Here is a 17934-nt window from a genome sequence, read left to right on the forward strand (position 1 = left end):
GTGAAGGCCATGAAAAGATGCAGGGACTCCTCTGTCTTCTTTCGGCGCACCTTCACTTAGAAGGTGCGCCTTTTTCATGACCTGAAGGAGTGAAATACATGAAAACGATCTTGCAAACCCGACATTTCGTCAATTTAGAAAGCTTATCCATAACGGAGATCAATTCGTTGATTGAACGTAGTCTCGCTTTTAAACAAGGCGAACCGGCACCAGACTTTTCCGACAAGACACTCGTCAATCTGTTTTTTGAAAACTCGACGCGGACACGCTCTTCCTTTGAAATGGCAGAGCATCGCTTGAACATGCATCTACTGCCGTTTGAAACAGCGACGTCATCCGTGCAAAAAGGTGAGACGTTACACGATACGTGCAAAACACTCGAAGCGATTGGCGCCGATGGATTGGTCATTCGTCACGGTGACACCGGTTATTATGAAGAATTGATGCAGACACTCGATATTCCGATCATCAATGCAGGAGACGGGAGCGGACAGCATCCATCGCAGTCCTTGCTTGATTTGATGACGATGGTCGAGACGTTTGGAACGATTGTAGGAAAAGTAGTCGTCATCTGTGGGGATTTACAACATAGTCGTGTCGCTCGGTCGAATGCCGATATCTTAAAACGATTTGGCGCCATCGTCTATGGATCAGGACCACGCGAATGGTATGACGAAGCGATGGGAATACCATATCTTTCAATGGACGAAGCAGTTGAACAGTGTGACATCTTGATGTTGCTTCGAGTCCAGCACGAACGGCATGACGGAACGACACGGTTTGATCCAGATGTCTATCACGTCACACATGGATTGACGCATGAGCGGATGAATCGACTGAAACCTTCAGCGATCGTCCTACATCCGGCACCGGTCAATCGCGGAGTCGAGATTGCCGACGAACTCGTCGAACACCCGCAATCGCGGATTTTTGAACAGATGAAAAATGGTGTCTTTGCGCGAATGGCGATTCTGGAATGGTGCTTTTCGATGAAAACAATCAAAGGAGACGATGCAGATGACAACACGAATTGAAAATGCGAGATGGTACGAGGCTGGACAAGTTCGAACAGGGGATATTCGAATCGAAGCTGGAAAAATCACGGACTTAGCAGCAATACCGCAAGTTGGGGAAACGGTCATTGATGCTTCCGGATTATTCGTTGCACCAGGATTCGTCGACATCCATGTCCACCTGCGGGAACCGGGCGGCGAACATAAGGAGACAATTGCGACAGGTACGGCAGCTGCGGCAGCTGGTGGATTTACGACGATTTGTCCGATGCCGAATACGCGTCCCGTACCGGACGATCGTCAAACACTTGATGCATTGTTCCAAAAGATTGAAGAGACGGCATCTGTCCGGGTTTTGCCTTACGCGGCGATTTCAAAAAATCAACTCGGACAAGAACTCGTCGCGTTCGATCAATTAACGGATGCCGTGGCATTCACGGATGATGGTGTCGGGGTCCAGACGGCAGCTGTCATGCGAACGGCAATGCAACAAGCAGCACGGCTCGGGAAGACGATTGTTGCCCACTGCGAAGATGATTCGTTAAAAGCAGGATGTGTGCACGAAGGAAACTACAGTCGACGGGAAGGTTTGCAAGGTATTCCATCGCTTGCTGAGAGTATCCACATCGCACGTGATGTCCTGATTGCAGAAGAAACCGGCTGTCATTATCACGTCTGTCATGTCTCGACGAAAGAATCCGTTCGCGTCATTCGTGACGCCAAACGAGCAGGGATCCGAGTGACAGCAGAAGTCACACCGCACCATCTTGTATTGATCGATGAAGACATATCGAATCAGGATCCGAACTTTAAAATGAATCCACCACTGCGGAGTGAGGCAGATCGCCAAGCATTGCTCGAAGGATTAGCAGACGGAACGATTGATTGCATCGCAACGGATCACGCTCCTCATGCAGCAGAAGAGAAGGCACTCGGTATCGAACGCGCCCCGTTTGGCATCACAGGATTCGAGACAGCATTCCCGCTCCTCTATACGAAGCTTGTCGCTGAAGGCAAGATGACACTTGAGACACTGATTCGGAATTTGACGGACAAGGCAGCAGCGATTTTTGAACTACCTTACGGCAAACTCGAAGTGGGGGCGGAAGCAGACTTAGTCCTGCTTGATCTAGAGACGGAGCGGACGGTTTCACCGGAACGGTTCCGTTCAAAAGGTAAGAACACACCGTTCGCAGGAGAACGGTTAAAAGGATTCCCGGTCATGACGCTCGTCAAGGGAGAAATCGTATTCAAGGAGGACATAGCACATGCGTAAACGGACACTGGTGTTAGAGGATGGTATGACGTTTGAAGGAACGGCGTTTGGATCGGACACGACAACAACAGGAGAGGTCGTCTTCCAAACCGGAATGACTGGTTATCAAGAGATGCTATCGGATCCATCTTACTGTGATCAGATGATCGTGCTGACGAATCCGTTGATCGGCAATTACGGAGTCAATCGAGAAGACTATGAAACGACGCGTCCACTCGCTAAAGCATTGATTGTCCGCGAACATTGCCAAACACCGTCGAACTTCCGCAGTGAGATGTCGCTCGATGCAGCTCTTCGAGATCTTGATATTCCAGGATTAAGTGGAATCGATACGCGACAGTTAACACGACATATCCGCTCGAAAGGCGTCATGCGCGGCCGACTCGTTGATGGAGAGTTCGACCTAGAAGAGGAATTAAGCCACCTGCAAGATGCACCAATCGAGACGGATCAAGTCAAACGTGCTTCAACGGAACGGGCGTATATCATCCCAGGAGCTGGACCACGAATCGTTCTCGTCGACTTCGGAGCGAAGCTCGGAATCGTCCGCGAACTTGTCAAACGCGGCTGTGAAGTTGTCGTCGTACCATACGACGTGAGCGCAACGGAAGTCTTACGCTATCGTCCAGACGGTGTAATGCTGTCGAACGGACCAGGGAACCCAAAGGATGTCCCGACAGCGATTCCGCTGATTCAAGAATTGACAGGGAAAGTCGTCATCTTCGGAATTTGTCTTGGGCACCAGTTGATTGCACTAGCACATGGCGCGGATACGTTCAAACTGCCATTCGGTCACCGGGGGGCGAATCATCCCGTCCAAGATATCCGGACAGGTCGCGTCGACATCACGTCGCAAAACCATGGATATGCCGTCGATGAACAATCATTGCAACATACAGTGCTTGAAGTAACGCATCTCGCAATCAACGATGGAACGGTCGAAGGCATCCGTCATACGTCAGCATCTGTCTTCTCCGTCCAGTATCATCCGGAAGCATCACCCGGTCCAATGGATGCGAACGGTCTATTCCAACAGTTTTTAGAAGAAATCACGAAACAACAGGAGGTCTCTCATGCCTAAACGTCAAGATATCCAGAAGATTCTCGTTATCGGGTCCGGTCCAATCGTAATCGGACAAGCCGCTGAATTCGACTACGCAGGAACACAAGCGTGTCAAGCCTTAAAGGAAGAAGGATATGAAGTCATCCTCGTCAACTCGAATCCAGCGACAATCATGACAGATCCAACAGTTGCTGATCGCGTCTACATCGAGCCTCTTCAAGCAGAGTTCGTTTCGCGGATCATTCGGAAGGAACGACCAGACGCCTTACTTGCGACACTTGGCGGTCAGACGGGTCTGAACTTGGCTGTTGAACTAGATCGTCTTGGTGTCCTAGCTGAATACAATGTCGAGTTGCTCGGAACGAAATTATCAGCAATCGAAGAGGCAGAAGATCGTGATTTGTTCCGTCAACTGATGTTTAGACGCGGACATGGCGTACCGGATAGTGAAATCGTGCATTCGCTCGAAGAAGCACAACAATTCCGACAACAGATTGGTCTACCAATCATCATCCGTCCAGCATATACACTCGGAGGAACGGGTGGTGGAATCGCCCATACACCGGAAGAGTTCACGCGAATCGTCGAAGGGGGACTCAAGGCAAGTCCGGCAACACAAGTACTCCTTGAAAAATCAATTGCTGGGATGAAAGAGGTCGAATTTGAAGTCATGCGTGATGCAACGAACCAAGCCATCATCGTCTGTGCGATGGAAAACTTCGACCCGGTTGGTGTTCATACCGGAGACTCGATCGTCTTTGCTCCGACGCAAACGTTATCGGATCGCGATTATCAACTGCTACGTAACGTCTCACTCGATATCATTCGCGCACTCGGTATCGAAGGTGGATGTAACATCCAGTTCGCGCTGGATCCGACGAGCTTTGACTACTATGTCATCGAAGTCAATCCACGTGTTTCCCGCTCGTCCGCACTTGCTTCAAAAGCGACCGGTTATCCGATCGCAAAACTTGCTGCAAAGATTGCCGTCGGGTATGCCTTATCTGAATTAAAGAACCCGATCACCGAGACGAGCTTTGCTTCGTTCGAACCGGCACTCGATTATGTTGTCGCCAAAATTCCGCGCTGGCCGTTCGATAAATTCGAAACGGCAGATCGGACGCTCGGGACACAGATGAAGGCGACCGGTGAGGTTATGGCAATGGGGCGGACGATGGAAGAGGCATTACTGAAAGCCGTTCGTTCGCTTGAAATCGGTACAGCGGATTTGTACATGCCACGCTTCATCGAAATGGCAGATGATGCTTTGCAACAAGCGATTCGCCAGGCGACAGATGATCGACTTTTCGCCTTATACGCTGGTTTTGTCCGCGGCTATAGCGTCGAACAGATTCATGCTTGGACGGCAATTGATCGCTTATTCCTCGAAAAGCTACAGCACATTTGGCAACTTGAGCAATCGGTCGCTACCGGTTTGACACCTGAACTGCTACTTCATGTGAAGCGGTATGGATTCAGTGACCCAATGCTCGCCCGGATCACAGGACAAACGGAAACAGAGATTCGCCGGATGCGTGAAGCGCAAGCGATTCATCCAGTGTATAAAATGGTCGATACGTGTGCGGCAGAGTTCGCTTCTGATACACCGTACTACTATGGAACATACGAACGCGAAAATGAGGCAATCGCGACGAATCGTTCTTCGATCCTCGTCTTAGGATCGGGTCCGATCCGGATTGGTCAAGGAGTCGAGTTCGACTATGCGACAGTCCATTCGATTCAAGCGATTCGTCAAGCTGGCTATGAAGCAATTATCGTCAACAACAATCCGGAAACCGTGTCGACCGACTTCTCGATTTCCGATCGACTCTACTTTGAACCATTAACGACGGAGGATGTCCTCGAAGTCATCCGAAATGAACGTCCGCTCGGTGTCATCGTCCAGTTCGGTGGACAGACAGCAATCAACTTAGCTGAGTCATTAGCAGCAGAAGGTGTAAAAATCCTCGGGACATCGCTTGAGGATTTAGACCGGGCAGAGGACCGAAAACAGTTCGAAGCAGCGTTGACGGCGCTCGACATTCCACAGCCACCAGGTAAAACGGCCGTCACGGTCGAAGAAGCGGTCACGGCAGCAGCGTCACTCGGTTACCCGGTCCTCGTTCGTCCATCGTATGTTCTCGGCGGTCGGGCAATGGAAATCGTCTATGCACAAGAAGAACTGGAACATTACATGAAACACGCGGTCATCGCCTCACCGGAACGACCGGTCCTCGTCGACCGTTACCTGACAGGAATCGAACTCGAAGTCGACGCGATCTGTGATGGAACAGATGTCGTCATTCCAGGCATCATGGAGCATATCGAACGTGCCGGTGTTCACTCAGGTGACTCGATTGGAGTTTATCCGCCACAACGTGTCTCCCAAGACATCAAGGACCGGATCGTCGACTACACGACACGAATCGCCAAAGCATTCGGCATCAAAGGATTGCTCAACATCCAGTTTGTCTATGCGGACGGCGCACTCTATGTTCTTGAAGTCAATCCGCGTGCCAGCCGGACGGTGCCATTCATCTCGAAAGTGACGGGACTTCCGGTCGCGCGGCTCGCGACGGACATCATTCTCGGTGAAACGCTCGCTTCTTACGGGTTAACAAGTGGTGTCCTACCGGAAGAATCGCTCGTCTCGGTCAAAGTACCGGTCTTCTCGTTTGCGAAGCTTAAAGAAGTCGACCCGACGCTCGGACCGGAAATGAAATCGACCGGAGAAGTCATCGGAACAGACCGAACACTTGAAAAAGCACTCTACAAAGGATTGCTTGCTTCTGGGATGGCGATTCCAGAACACGGTCGTGTTCTCTTGACAGTCGCAGACCCGGACAAAGCAGAAATGACAGATCTCGCACGACGCTTTGCCTCACTTGGATTCACGTTGCTTGCGACGGAAGGAACGGCAGCGTACTTGACGGAGCAAGGGTTACCGGTTCAGACGGTCGGTAAAATCGACTCGTCTTCCGAATCGATGCTCGACGTGATTGAAAAAGGGGAGATCGAGTATGTCATCAATACGATGAGTCGCGACTCACAAGTCACGAAAGACGGCTTCATCATTCGCCGGGCAGCAGCGGAGAATCAAGTCGTTTGTCTAACATCACTCGATACGGCGGAAGCGATTCTACGCGTCATCGAGAGTCGCTCGTTCGAAGCGAGTGCGATTCAAGCCTTCACACACGAAAAGAAAGTGGTGATCCAATGAAGCAACTCTTGACGGTCGTCTCTCGACGAACGGTAGCTCAAGGCGCGACAGAACTCGTCTGTCGCCTCGAGCAACCGCAGGACATTGCGCCGGGGCGATTCATGCATCTACGCGTCGGTCCACTCTTACGCCGACCGATCTCGATTGCTCGGGTCGATCGTGATCTGATTACGTTTCTCTTTAAAGAAATCGGACAAGGGACAGCAGAACTAGCTTCCTTGCGTCCCGACGACAAAATCGATGCCCTCGGACCACTCGGAAACGGTTTTCCGATCGACGCCATCAACCGAGATCAACGGGTCGTTCTCGTTGGTGGAGGGATTGGGGTACCGCCGCTGTATGAGACGATGCGCCAACTTGTCGCGCGTGGTGTGACGTGTGAAGCGATTCTAGGATTTGATACGGCAACGAGTGTCTTTTACGAAGCGGAATTCCAAGCACTTGGTAAGACGACGGTCTCGACGGTTGATGGAACGCATGGAATGAAAGGGTTCGTTACGGTTGCCTTACATCCGGAAAACTATGATGTGTTACTCGCTTGCGGACCAGAGCCGATGTTGCGGTCACTCCAGCAACAACCGATTGAGCATAAGTATCTCTCCATCGAAAATCGAATGGGGTGCGGCATCGGTGCTTGTTTTGCCTGTGTCTGTAAAACACCAACAGGCGGGTACGTCAAGACTTGTTCCGATGGTCCAGTCTTTCGGGCAGAGGAGGTCGTATTATGATAGAACGATTACGTGTCGAGTTGCCGGGACTTTCCTTGAAAAACCCGATCATGCCGGCATCTGGATGTTTTGGATTCGGTGAGGAATACGCAAAGTTATATGATTTATCAGAGCTTGGGGCAATCATGATCAAAGCAGCGACGGGCGAAGAACGTTACGGAAATCCGACGCCGCGTGTCGCGGAGAGTGGAATGGGGATGTTGAATGCAATCGGTCTCCAAAATCCGGGTGTCGATGGTATCTTAATGAAAAAACTACCGTTCCTTGAGACGTTTGATACAGCAATCATTGCGAATGTCGCCGGATCGACACCAGAAGAGTATGAGCTTGTCGCAGAAAAAATGAGCCGTCACCCTGGCATTCATGCATTGGAATTAAATATCTCCTGTCCGAACGTCAAATCAGGTGGAATCCAGTTCGGAACGGATCCGTTGCTTGCCGCTGAATTAACGCGTCGAGTCAAACAGGTCTCGACCAAACCGGTTTACGTTAAGCTTTCACCGAATGTCACTTCAATCGTCGAGATGGCACGTGCCGTCGAAGCAGCAGGTGCAGACGGGCTGACGATGATCAACACACTCGTTGGGATGCGAATCGATGTCCGAACGGGACAGCCAATCCTTGCCAACCGGATTGGTGGATTATCCGGTCCATCCATCAAGCCAGTCGCGATTCGGATGATTCATGATGTCGCACAAGCAGTCTCGATTCCTATTATCGGGATGGGTGGCGTGATGGAAGTCGATGACGTCTTAGAAATGATATACGCTGGGGCTTCCGCTGTTGCCGTCGGTACCGCAAACTTCGTCAATCCATACATCTGTCAAGAATTAATCCAGCAGTTACCGGGTCGCATGGATGAACTCGGCATCGACCATATCTTAGACATCAGGGGGAAAGCATATGAATCAACTTTACATCGCGCTTGATTTTCCGACCGAAACAGAAGTGTTTTCGTTCCTCGAACAGTTCAAAGAGACACGACCAGCCGTAAAAGTTGGGATGGAATTATTTTATGCTGCAGGTGGACCGTTCGTCCAAAAACTCGTCGAGCGTGGGCACGCTGTATTCCTCGATGTCAAAGTCCATGACATTCCAGAAACGGCGCGCCGGACGATGCGCATCATCGGGCAATTAGGTGTTGAATTGACGAACGTCCATGTTGCCGGTGGGAAAGAGATGATGATCGCGGCGCGAGAAGGACTTCGTGAAACGAATGCCGAGACACAACTAATCGGCGTGACGCAGTTGACATCGACGGATGAAGCGATGTTACGCGACTTAAAGATTGAAGGAGCGATGCCGGCAGTCGTTCGTGAGTATGCGCAACTGGCAGAAGCAGCCGGACTAGATGGTATCGTCTGTTCGGCGCTCGATCTTCCTGAACTAATCGAAGTTTGCCGAACGGACTTCCGTTTTGTCACACCAGGCATTCGTCCTTCTAGCAGTGAAGCAGATGATCAAAAGCGAGTCGCGACCGTTCTTGATGCGCGTCGAAATGGAGCGACGGATTTAGTAATTGGTCGCCCGATTACACGTGCCAAACATCCAGAACAGGTCTATCAGGCGTTACTCGAAGAATGGAAGGGGCAATTATCATGGTAAATCCAATTGCAAATGCATTACTCCGTATCAAAGCCGTCACGTTATCTCCAAACGATCCGTATACGTGGGCGAGTGGGCTCCGTTCTCCGATCTATTGCGATAATCGGTTGACACTTTCGTACCCAGAAGTCCGCTCCTTGATTGCCGATGCCCTTGCTGAGAAAGTGAAGGATTTAGGAATCGAAGTCGTTGCCGGAACAGCGACAGCAGGTATTCCTCACGCGGCATTCGTCGCGGAACGATTAGGGTTACCGATGGTCTACGTGCGTAGTGGCAGTAAGAAACATGGGAAAGGTAATCAAATCGAAGGTGTTATTCAACCAGGCCAACGCGTCGTCGTCATCGAAGACTTATTGTCAACGGGGATGTCTGCGATCGAGGCAGCGGAAGCACTCCAAGCAAAGGGAGCGAACGTCATTCGGATTCAAGCGATTTTCTCTTACGGGATGGAACGCTTGAAGAACAATCTCCGAGACGCGAAGATTGACGCGGATGCATTACTGACGTTCGAAGCGTTACTTGAAACGGCACAACAACAAGGGGATATCACGGTAGAAGAACAGGAACAATTGGCAGATTGGTCGAAGGACCCAGTTGCTTGGAGCGAACGTTTTACCGCAAACGTGTAAAAACAGATAGATTCCGTCGGACGACCTACGATTTCTAGTGCATGATTTGGTACACTATAGAAATAAAGGAGGTCGTCGACTATGGTGACGCATTATCGTGATTATGAACAATTCAAAATGGTCGTCCTCCCGTTTCTGCTTGAACGTCCAGATACGCATCAGTTGATTCTAGGTATATTAGAACGTGGGGATGAACCGCTCTTGATGGCAACGGCACAAGAAGGCGATCATCGTCTCGTCATATTGCAAACGATACCGGAGCAAGTCATCGTCGCAGGGGATATGTTCTCGCAAGAAGGGATTCGAAAGCTTGCGCGAATTCTGGATAGTCCAGGATTCGTCGGAGAACAGGTCATCTTAGCGCCGCTTTTACTCCCACATTCCATGTATGAGGTACATATGGAACAAGGGATGTATGCATTGACGAAGGTCGAGATGCCACATGTTCAGGAGAACGTCGTCTTCCGACCGGTTTTGAACGATGAAGGACAACAAGCCTTAGAATTTGCGTCCGGATTTTTATATGAGGTCGAAACGCGTCCATCTGATCGACAGCTTACGCAACTCCATCAGTCAATGACGCGACACATTCAGCAAGGAAGCTTGTTCGGATTGTTTAGTGGAAATACGCTCGTCGCGATGGCGGCAGCGACACGTCCCACGCAAACTGGGATTACGATTTCTTACGTCTATACGCCGAAAAAACTACGTGGGAATGGATATGCTTCTTATCTTGTCGCAAAACTATCTGAACACCTCCTACAGTCTTATCCGGTCGTGACGCTCTATACCGATTGGTCGAACCAGACAGCGAATAAAATCTATCAGCATGTCGGTTTCGAGTTAGTCGGACGATCCTTACATATCAAAAAACAAGAACGCTACCGGTGAACATGGCTGATGCTTTTTCAGTCAACGTTAAGAATTTAAAAAATAGAGTACGACAGCAGCCGACCGTCCTATTATCTAAGGACAGTCGGCTGTTTTGTGCCACGGCAAGTATTAGTTAAATTTAGCGATGATTTTACCACGGACGTGACGTTCAGATAGACGTTGTAATCCTTTGACGATGTCAGTTGCTGGAATCTCCTCTGTGACGAGTGGATCGAGTTCTTTCGCTGCGACGAGTTTTAATAATTCACTTGCCATATGACCGAGGTTTCGGATCGCACGGTCATCTTCGCTGGCATAAGCAGCCGCGAGTGCCACTTCATGGATCGAAGGGGAGAGCGTGAACGGCTTGACGACCGACTGATCGGGACCACCGGCGATGAAGGCGAGTTGCCCCGAGAAGGCAAGACGTCCGAGATCCGCTGTTGCTTCATCTCGACCGACCGTATTGAAAATCAAGTCAGCACCGCGATCGTTCGTCCAATCGCGAATGACATCCGTGACATTTTCTTTTTTGTAGTCGATGGCAAGATCGGCACCGAGTCGCTTGACCCACTCATGGTTTTCTGTCGAAGCAGTCGTCGCGACCTTAAGACCAAGGCGTTTCGCGAGTTGAATGCCGATGCCACCGACACCACCTGCACCAGCATGAATGAGGATCGTTTCTTTCCCTGTCGTGTTCATCTTCTGAACGATCGCTTCATAGGCAGTCATGCCTGCGCAAAGAATCGCAGCGGCTTCAGTGAATGAGATGTCTTCCGGAATCAGGGCGAGGGCACGCGTATCGACGAGTGCATATTCAGCAAAAGCACCATCGCGTTGCAGGTTCGTATGAATCGCTACACGATCACCGATTTTCACTTCTGCGCCTGGGCCGATTTGTTCGACGACACCCGCTAGATCGACGCCTGGAATATGCGGGAACGTCCAAGCTGGATTGTTGGTCGCCTTATAGTCGACGGGATTCAGTGCGACCGTCTTGACGCGAATCAAGGCTTGTCCTTCTCCTGGCGTCGGCGTCTTGACCTCTTCGAATGTCCATTGATCAATCGCTGTACCTGAGTGATTTAACCATGCTTTCATGTTTAATAAGCTCCTTCCGAATAGGTAAGTTCATACGAGTGAGAGTAGATTTCAACGAGGTTACCGAATGGATCCTCACAGTAGACCATTCGATACGGCTTGTCTCCCGGATAGTATTCGCGGATTGGCATCCGTTGTTTGCCGCCGTGGGCGACGATTTTTTCGACGAGTCCTTCGACGTCTGGATCTTGGATCGCATAATGGAAGATGCCTGTTTTCCAGAATTCGAAGTTATTTTCGGGTTGTTCATTGTTCGGGAATTCAAACAACTCGATGTCGATGCGGTCACCTGTCGCCATGTGAGCGATCCGGAACTTGTCCCATCCTGTACCAAAGACGTCTGTGTACATGACACCGATGGTAGAATCATCTTCGTGGACATCAAATGGTTCCATGATAATATACCAGTCCTTCATCTCTTGATAAAAACGAACAGCTTCGTCGAGATTCGGCACGGAAAGACCGATGTGCGAAAAATTATATGGATACGTCATGCTTAACACTCCTTTTGCAAAATGATTTACGCATACTTTAACCTGCGCTACACTCGATTGCATAGTACGCACTTTGAAGTAACGACTTTGGGGGAGAGAACAACATGTCGACTGAACAATTTCCGGTCAATCGGGAGCTCGCCATCATCGGCGGAAAATGGCGTTCACAATTATATTGCACGTTAGAGAAAGATACGAAATATTTTTAAGTTACAACGTGCCATTCCCGGGATTTCTCGGAAAGTCTTGACGGATCAATTAAAAGAACTCGAACGTCTCGGAATGATTGAACGGATTGAGTATGATGAAGCCGTCTTACATGTCGAATACAAATTGACAGAAGCGGCATTTACACTGCAACCAGCCATGAAAGGTTTATGCGCATGGGGGGAAGGGAATCAATTATCCGAATCCTAATCGAGAGGCAGTGAATTAGATGAAGCTAACTTATCATGGACAGTCAACAGTAACGATTGAAACGAATGGTCACCATCTCGTCATCGATCCCTTCTTTAGCGGTAATGAAAAAGCGACGACGAATCCAAATGACGTCAAGGCAGATTTTATTTTGTTAACCCATGCCCATGCCGATCATATGCTTGATGCAGAGCGGATCGCGAAAGCAACGGGGGCGACGATCATCGCTACGCATGAGTTGGCAACGTATTTAAGCTTCAAAGGATTGAATGTCCACCCGATGAACCTTGGCGGACAGTTTGAATTCTCGTTTGGTAAAGTAAAGATGACACAGGCATTCCATTCATCAAGCATCATCGATGAAGAGAAACAAACCATTACGTATATGGGGATGCCGGCTGGATTCTTACTGACGATCGAAGGCAAAGAAATCTATCACGCAGGCGATACGGCACTGTTCGGGGATTTAGCCCTTTATGGCGCCCATCATGAAATCGATTTAGCCTTCTTACCGATCGGTGATAACTTCACGATGGGTCCGGATGATGCGTTGATCGCTGCAGATATGTTGCAAGCGAAAGCAGTCGTACCGATCCACTACGATACATTTGATTTAATCAAACAAGATGCGAACGCATTCTGTGAACAAATTGAAGCGCAAGGTCAAACTGGTCATTTACTCGCGATCGGCGAGTCACTCGAATTATAATCCGTTCTTAAGCAAAGGAGAGGAAACGTCAAGGTTCCTCTCCTTTTTGTCGATTATTCTTCTGGAATATCTGTAGTTCATCCGATGACGCTTCCTTCTTCCGCCCGATGGCGAAACAGTGAACTTCTTCTATGATAAGTAGGGGCTGTTGACAGCCGATTCAGATATTCGGAATAATGGTAGACATGAGATGGAGGGACTGACATGGAAGAGCATAACAGTAGGAGTGTGCGGAAACGAAAACAATCGTCGTTCACACGCTTAAAAAATAAACAAAAACAAAAGATGGATGCACGGTTGAATCGCATTGGAGAAAAAGGACCAGTGAAGCGACCGCTTTATTTGTACGGTGGTGTCGTTCTCGGACTTGTCGTCATCTATTCGATTACATTGCTCGTCTCAACGGAATTGTTATCGCGCGGCGAAACATTCAAGACGACGAATCGCTATAAGTCTCTCGCCATCGAGGCGCCGCACGCAACGGTACAATTCGTTCGAAGCACAGACGGAAACGTCCAAATCAAACTCGTCGATAGTGCATCGAGTGGAAAACGACTGAAAATCAGTACATCGACGAATACGGTAACGGTGACAGGACGAGATGGTTGGCTCTCTCGACTCGGCAATCGTCCGAGCGAAAAAACAGCAGACTATACGATTCAAGTGGGACTACCGAGTTATATGAACCGTGTCGATGTCGATGCTGGAACACTTAAAGGAATGGGCATCTACGCAAAAACAATCGAGATGAACGGAGAAGCGATGAGTCTCGATAAAGTAAAAGGTGATGAAATTACACTGAATGCATCACGTGCGATTTCCATCAAAGAGATGGATGCCGTCCATGCGCAAGTGACAGGTGAAAGTGTTTCTCTTGCGGAATATGTGGCGAAGTTGAGTCTCGACGTCACAACGATTGACGGCGCGACGAAGCTAAAACCAAATAAATCAGCCGGTACGATTACGATTGACACAGGAGGCGATATTAAAGCCTCTGACCGATATACGAAACAAAAGAATAAGGATGAGACAATTTATGAACTGTCGAAACAAGAAAAACCGGAAGTGACAGTCAATAGTGAAGTCGGGCAGGTGATGCTCGAGTGAAATTAAAGTTTCGGATTGGACTACGAACGGTCAAGACCGGTATCGCGGTAGCTCTTGCGCTTAGTATCTCCTGGTATGTGTTCGATATTTATTCGGGAATGGGGGCTGTCGCAGCAATTGTTGCGATGCAACCGACGATTCATCGGTCGTTTAAAATCGTCTTCAACCGGATTTTCGGAACAGTACTTGGATTAATGTGTGGTCTTGCGATTGTTGCGACACTTGGGGCGAATCCGCTGACGATTGGACTCGCCGTAATTGTCTCGCTCGTCCTTAATTCGATGATTGGAAGAACGGATATGTCGACGTTCGCGGCTTTTGCCATCGTGTTGATGTTCGAGAGTCCGACCGCCGACTACGTCCACTATGCCTTATCACGGTCGTTGCTGACTGTCGTCGGTGTATTATCTGCTGTCCTCATCAATTACATCGTCTTCCCGCCACATTATGAGGATCGTTTACTCTTGCTTGTCAAAAAAACGACGCAACAGTTGATGGAAGATTGGCGGAGCCTTGTGCAAGATGATACGAGGTTGCTTGCCGTTCGGAAACAAATTCTCAAACATGAAGAAATGATGTTGATGCTTCAAGAAGATCAAAAATATCCATTGATGGCAAGCGGTCAAAGTGAAGCGTTCATCCGACTGAAGGAGCTTGTCGATCTTGAAGACAAGTTGCTCGTCTTGCTTGAAAGCATTGCCAGTCATCGGGATATCCCGATGACAGAAGAACAGGAAAAGACGCTCGGCCAGGAAATTGATTTCTTACTCAGCCATCATTACGATGTCATCTTCTCCCACGAACGAAAACAAGCGATGTTCTCATTCGATCAAGAATTAAGCGAGGCGAAGGATATCATCCATGGGCATTTGCTCGATTACCGGGAACAGTTAGAAAAAATGAAGTGAAGATGAAAAAGCGCTGTTTCTCCTAAGTGATATTTAGGAAAAACAGCGCTTTTTTGTGTAGCGTCATTGACGTAAGGATTGGACGACATCTGGATCAGGTGTGACGTAAAGTGTCGTTTGATCCGTATAGATGACGAAGCCGGGTTTTGCACCACTCGGTTTCTTGACATATCGTAACTCCGTAAAATCGACCGGGACTTGGCTCGATTCACGTGCTTTCGAGTAGTAGGCGGCAACAATCGCTGCTTCTTTTAACGTTGTCTCATCTGGTGCATCACTTTGAATGATGACGTGCGATCCTGGGATATCCTTCGTGTGTAACCACGTATCGGACCGACGTCCAAACTTGAACGTCGCGTAATCATTTTGTTTATTGTTCTTTCCGACGAAGAATGGAAGGCCGGTCGAAGAACGGTATGCTTCGAGTTGTGGGAGTTGCGGTTTCTTTTTCTTCTTTTGTCGTTCGCGCAGATAACCTTCTTCGACGAGTTCCTCGCGCATTTCCCGGATATCTTCCGGGGATGCGACGTCGAGTTGCGCAAGCAAACCTTCGAAGTACGCAATCTCGGCTTGGTTCTTCTCAAGCTGGCGCGCGACTTCGACTTTGGCGGTCTTTAATTTGTTATACCGTTTGTAATAACGCTGTGCGTTCTCGTTTGGCGAGAAGCGGGGATCAAGCGTGATCGTGATTTCAGCACCGTCTGGATCATAGTAATCGACGACGGTTGCTTCCTTCATCCCGCGTTCGAGCTGATAGAGATAAGTCGTCAGCAGTTCTCCTTTATGCTTCCATTCATCCATTCGTAACGTCGCTTCTAAATCTTTTTCGAGTTTTGAGCGCTTTAAGATATTCTTATCGTACTCACTCTTGATGAACCGTTCGAGATCGGCCGCTTGTTGTTTGACACGATCGCGGTTTGCTTTTTGATGGAAGAATGCGTCGAGGACTTGACCACTCGTCGCGAACGTCTTTTCGTCAATGATTGAACCTTCCGTTAAGCGGACCGGTGCAAAGCGTTCTTTGCCGCCTTCCATCCGTTGCAATACATAAGGACCGTTTAGTTCTTTTAAGACGTCCTGGAAAGCGGTAGCAAGATTCGTCCGGTTCGCAAGACCTGCCCGCGTGACGACTTCCTTAGCGATTTGTGGAGACAAACCGCTGAACAGACCAAGTAACTGGCGATCCAGTTTCCCAGCGTTCCAGTCGATTCGGTGGAGTGCCTTTTCGATATCTCCTGTGAGTGGATCCACTTTATCCTGTGCTGGTGGAAGTTGATAGGTCATCCCTGGCATGATCGTCCGGAATGTATTTTGACTGAGTGGTAAGTGTTTGATCGCATCGAGGATCTTATCTTGTCCATCGGTCAAAATGATGTTCGAGTGTCGTCCCATCAACTCGACATAGATTTTTTTCGCTTCCTCATCGCCAAGTTCGTTCCGGGAACGGACACGTAAGACAATGATTCGGTCGCGTTCGAGTTGTTCAATCGATTCGATGAATCCGCCTTCGACATGCTTGCGAAGCATCATACAGAAGAGTGGGGGTTCACTCGGGTTGCTGACCGCTTCCGACGTAATGTGCATCCGTGCATACATGGCATTCGCAGAGGCGAGCAACAATACGTTTTTTCGCTCGGCGCGGACCTGGAATACTAAATCCAATGTATATGGTTGGTATACCTTATTGATCCGTCCTCCAACGAGCGGTTGGAGTTCTTTGACGACGCGTGTCGTCATCAATCCGTCAAAAGCCATACGATTACCTTCTTTCTTGATTTCGTTCTCACTTTCTAAAGGTAACAGAAATGGCATCGTTATGGTATGATAAAGCAGTCGAGCTAAAAAAGATGACTTGCGAACTTCCCGTCTCTACTGCTAATATGAAACAATGTGAAGTTTGTGAGATGGAGGGGTTTTGAAGTGATTTTCAAAGAGCGTGGCTTATTACTCGTATTATCTGGTCCAAGTGGTGTCGGAAAGGGAACGGTCTGTCGTGCCTTGCGCGAAGATCAGGATAACGATCTGCATTACTCGGTATCCTGTACGACGCGCCAACCGCGTGAAGGAGAAGTAGATGGTGTCCACTATTTCTTTAAATCGCGTGAAGAATTCGAAGAGATGATTGCGAACAATCAACTCTTGGAATATGCTGAATTCGTAGGGAACTACTATGGAACACCTGTCGAATGGGTGAACCAGATCCTAGATGAAGGAAAAGACGTCATTCTCGAAATCGAAGTTCAAGGGGCCATGCAGGTCAAAGAACATTTTCCGGAAGCTGTCTTCTTATTCCTTGCACCTCCAAGCCTCCAAGAATTACGGAACCGCCTCGTAGGGCGTGGAACGGAATCGGAGGAAGTCATTAAGCAACGTCTTCTCGTCGCTAAGGAAGAGATCGAGATGATGGATGCCTATGACTATGTCGTGACGAACGACGAAATTCATAAAGCCTGTGACCGGATCCAAGCGATCGTCACAGCGGAACATTGCAGTCGGGAACGTGTCGCGTCCCTATATAAAAAAGCCATGGAGGTTAAGTGATATGTTATATCCATCAGTTGATAAGCTTCAAAAGAAAGTACCGTCGAAATATACAATCGTTACAGTTGCCGCTAAGCGTGCGCGTCAAATCCAAGACGGGAAACGCGTGAAAGTCACGAACCCAAAATCGCATAAACCGGTCGGGAAAGCTTTAGAAGAGCTTTATTTCGAAGAAGTATCCGTCACGAACCAACCGCAAGACTAATTTTGAAGCAGCCACTTGTCATCGTGGCTGTTTTTTTCAATAAGG

18 protein-coding genes are annotated in these 17934 nt (G+C 49.0%); 15 read left to right on the forward strand and 3 right to left on the reverse strand.

Annotated features, from left to right (window positions below; genetic code table 11):
* Positions 1-98: 98 nt before the first annotated feature.
* The 9 genes from Q9R23_RS03100 (at position 99) to Q9R23_RS03140 (ending at position 10425) form a co-directional block, all read left to right on the forward strand.
* On the forward strand, positions 99-1034 hold the full coding sequence (locus Q9R23_RS03100) for an aspartate carbamoyltransferase catalytic subunit (protein ID WP_311246391.1): 936 nt from the start codon (positions 99-101) through the stop codon (positions 1032-1034).
* The gene (locus tag Q9R23_RS03105; protein WP_056062328.1) at positions 1018-2289 is read left to right on the forward strand and encodes a dihydroorotase; all 1272 of its coding nucleotides are present in this window, start codon (positions 1018-1020) and stop codon (positions 2287-2289) included. Before Q9R23_RS03100 ends, Q9R23_RS03105 begins: the two co-directional genes overlap by 17 nt.
* Positions 2282-3370, forward strand: coding sequence for a carbamoyl phosphate synthase small subunit (locus Q9R23_RS03110; RefSeq protein ID WP_056062324.1), 1089 nt, complete (start codon positions 2282-2284; stop codon positions 3368-3370). The genes Q9R23_RS03105 and Q9R23_RS03110 overlap by 8 nt, the downstream gene beginning before the upstream one ends.
* Positions 3363-6572 carry a carbamoyl-phosphate synthase large subunit gene (gene carB / locus Q9R23_RS03115; protein ID WP_035406847.1) on the forward strand — a complete coding sequence of 1070 codons (3210 nt, stop codon included), beginning with the start codon at positions 3363-3365 and terminating at the stop codon, positions 6570-6572. The genes Q9R23_RS03110 and carB overlap by 8 nt, the downstream gene beginning before the upstream one ends.
* Positions 6569-7300, forward strand: a complete 732-nt coding sequence (locus Q9R23_RS03120; RefSeq protein WP_290759332.1) for an iron-sulfur cluster-binding protein — start codon at positions 6569-6571, stop codon at positions 7298-7300. The genes carB and Q9R23_RS03120 overlap by 4 nt, the downstream gene beginning before the upstream one ends.
* On the forward strand, positions 7300-8229 hold the full coding sequence (locus Q9R23_RS03125; protein WP_290759506.1) for a dihydroorotate dehydrogenase: 930 nt from the start codon (positions 7300-7302) through the stop codon (positions 8227-8229). The genes Q9R23_RS03120 and Q9R23_RS03125 overlap by 1 nt, the downstream gene beginning before the upstream one ends.
* Complete coding sequence (gene pyrF, locus Q9R23_RS03130; protein WP_214854596.1) at positions 8204-8905, forward strand: orotidine-5'-phosphate decarboxylase; 702 nt, start codon at positions 8204-8206, stop codon at positions 8903-8905. Before Q9R23_RS03125 ends, pyrF begins: the two co-directional genes overlap by 26 nt.
* Positions 8893-9534 (forward strand): orotate phosphoribosyltransferase, encoded by a 642-nt coding sequence (pyrE, locus tag Q9R23_RS03135; protein WP_396136354.1) that lies wholly within the window; start codon positions 8893-8895, stop codon positions 9532-9534. Before pyrF ends, pyrE begins: the two co-directional genes overlap by 13 nt.
* 81 nt (positions 9535-9615) lie before the next feature.
* Positions 9616-10425, forward strand: a complete 810-nt coding sequence (locus Q9R23_RS03140) for a GNAT family N-acetyltransferase (protein WP_214854591.1) — start codon at positions 9616-9618, stop codon at positions 10423-10425.
* A gap of 111 nt (positions 10426-10536) precedes the next feature.
* Here Q9R23_RS03140 and Q9R23_RS03145 read toward each other — a convergent pair whose 3' ends face one another.
* Both Q9R23_RS03145 and Q9R23_RS03150 read right to left on the reverse strand, forming a co-directional pair.
* Entirely contained in the window at positions 10537-11508 is a 972-nt protein-coding gene (locus Q9R23_RS03145) for a zinc-binding dehydrogenase (protein WP_311246392.1), read from the reverse strand.
* A 2-nt stretch (positions 11509-11510) separates the two neighbouring features.
* On the reverse strand, positions 11511-12002 hold the full coding sequence (locus Q9R23_RS03150; protein ID WP_311246393.1) for a lactoylglutathione lyase family protein: 492 nt from the start codon (positions 12000-12002) through the stop codon (positions 11511-11513).
* A 246-nt stretch (positions 12003-12248) separates the two neighbouring features.
* Here Q9R23_RS03150 and Q9R23_RS03155 point away from each other — a divergent pair, with 246 nt between their 5' ends.
* The 4 genes from Q9R23_RS03155 (at position 12249) to Q9R23_RS03170 (ending at position 15143) form a co-directional block, all read left to right on the forward strand.
* The gene (locus tag Q9R23_RS03155; RefSeq protein ID WP_251139641.1) at positions 12249-12419 is read left to right on the forward strand and encodes a winged helix-turn-helix transcriptional regulator; all 171 of its coding nucleotides are present in this window, start codon (positions 12249-12251) and stop codon (positions 12417-12419) included.
* A gap of 19 nt (positions 12420-12438) precedes the next feature.
* On the forward strand, positions 12439-13128 hold the full coding sequence (locus Q9R23_RS03160) for a metal-dependent hydrolase (RefSeq protein ID WP_311246394.1): 690 nt from the start codon (positions 12439-12441) through the stop codon (positions 13126-13128).
* A gap of 204 nt (positions 13129-13332) precedes the next feature.
* Entirely contained in the window at positions 13333-14235 is a 903-nt protein-coding gene (locus Q9R23_RS03165) for a DUF4097 family beta strand repeat-containing protein (protein WP_311246395.1), read from the forward strand.
* Positions 14232-15143: an FUSC family protein gene (locus Q9R23_RS03170; RefSeq protein WP_035406871.1), complete on the forward strand. Its 912-nt coding sequence runs from the start codon at positions 14232-14234 to the stop codon at positions 15141-15143. Before Q9R23_RS03165 ends, Q9R23_RS03170 begins: the two co-directional genes overlap by 4 nt.
* Positions 15144-15206: 63 nt before the next feature.
* Here Q9R23_RS03170 and Q9R23_RS03175 read toward each other — a convergent pair whose 3' ends face one another.
* Positions 15207-16898 (reverse strand): Rqc2 family fibronectin-binding protein, encoded by a 1692-nt coding sequence (locus tag Q9R23_RS03175; protein ID WP_214854581.1) that lies wholly within the window; start codon positions 16896-16898, stop codon positions 15207-15209.
* 168 nt (positions 16899-17066) lie between these two features.
* Here Q9R23_RS03175 and gmk point away from each other — a divergent pair, with 168 nt between their 5' ends.
* Both gmk and rpoZ read left to right on the forward strand, forming a co-directional pair.
* The gene (gene gmk, locus Q9R23_RS03180; protein WP_174316772.1) at positions 17067-17684 is read left to right on the forward strand and encodes a guanylate kinase; all 618 of its coding nucleotides are present in this window, start codon (positions 17067-17069) and stop codon (positions 17682-17684) included.
* Between the two features lies 1 nt (position 17685).
* Positions 17686-17889: a DNA-directed RNA polymerase subunit omega gene (gene rpoZ, locus Q9R23_RS03185; protein ID WP_029342114.1), complete on the forward strand. Its 204-nt coding sequence runs from the start codon at positions 17686-17688 to the stop codon at positions 17887-17889.
* Positions 17890-17934 lie beyond the last annotated feature (45 nt).

It is taken from the genome of Exiguobacterium sp. BRG2 (assembly GCF_031844245.1).
In the GTDB taxonomy this organism is placed as follows: domain Bacteria; phylum Bacillota; class Bacilli; order Exiguobacteriales; family Exiguobacteriaceae; genus Exiguobacterium_A.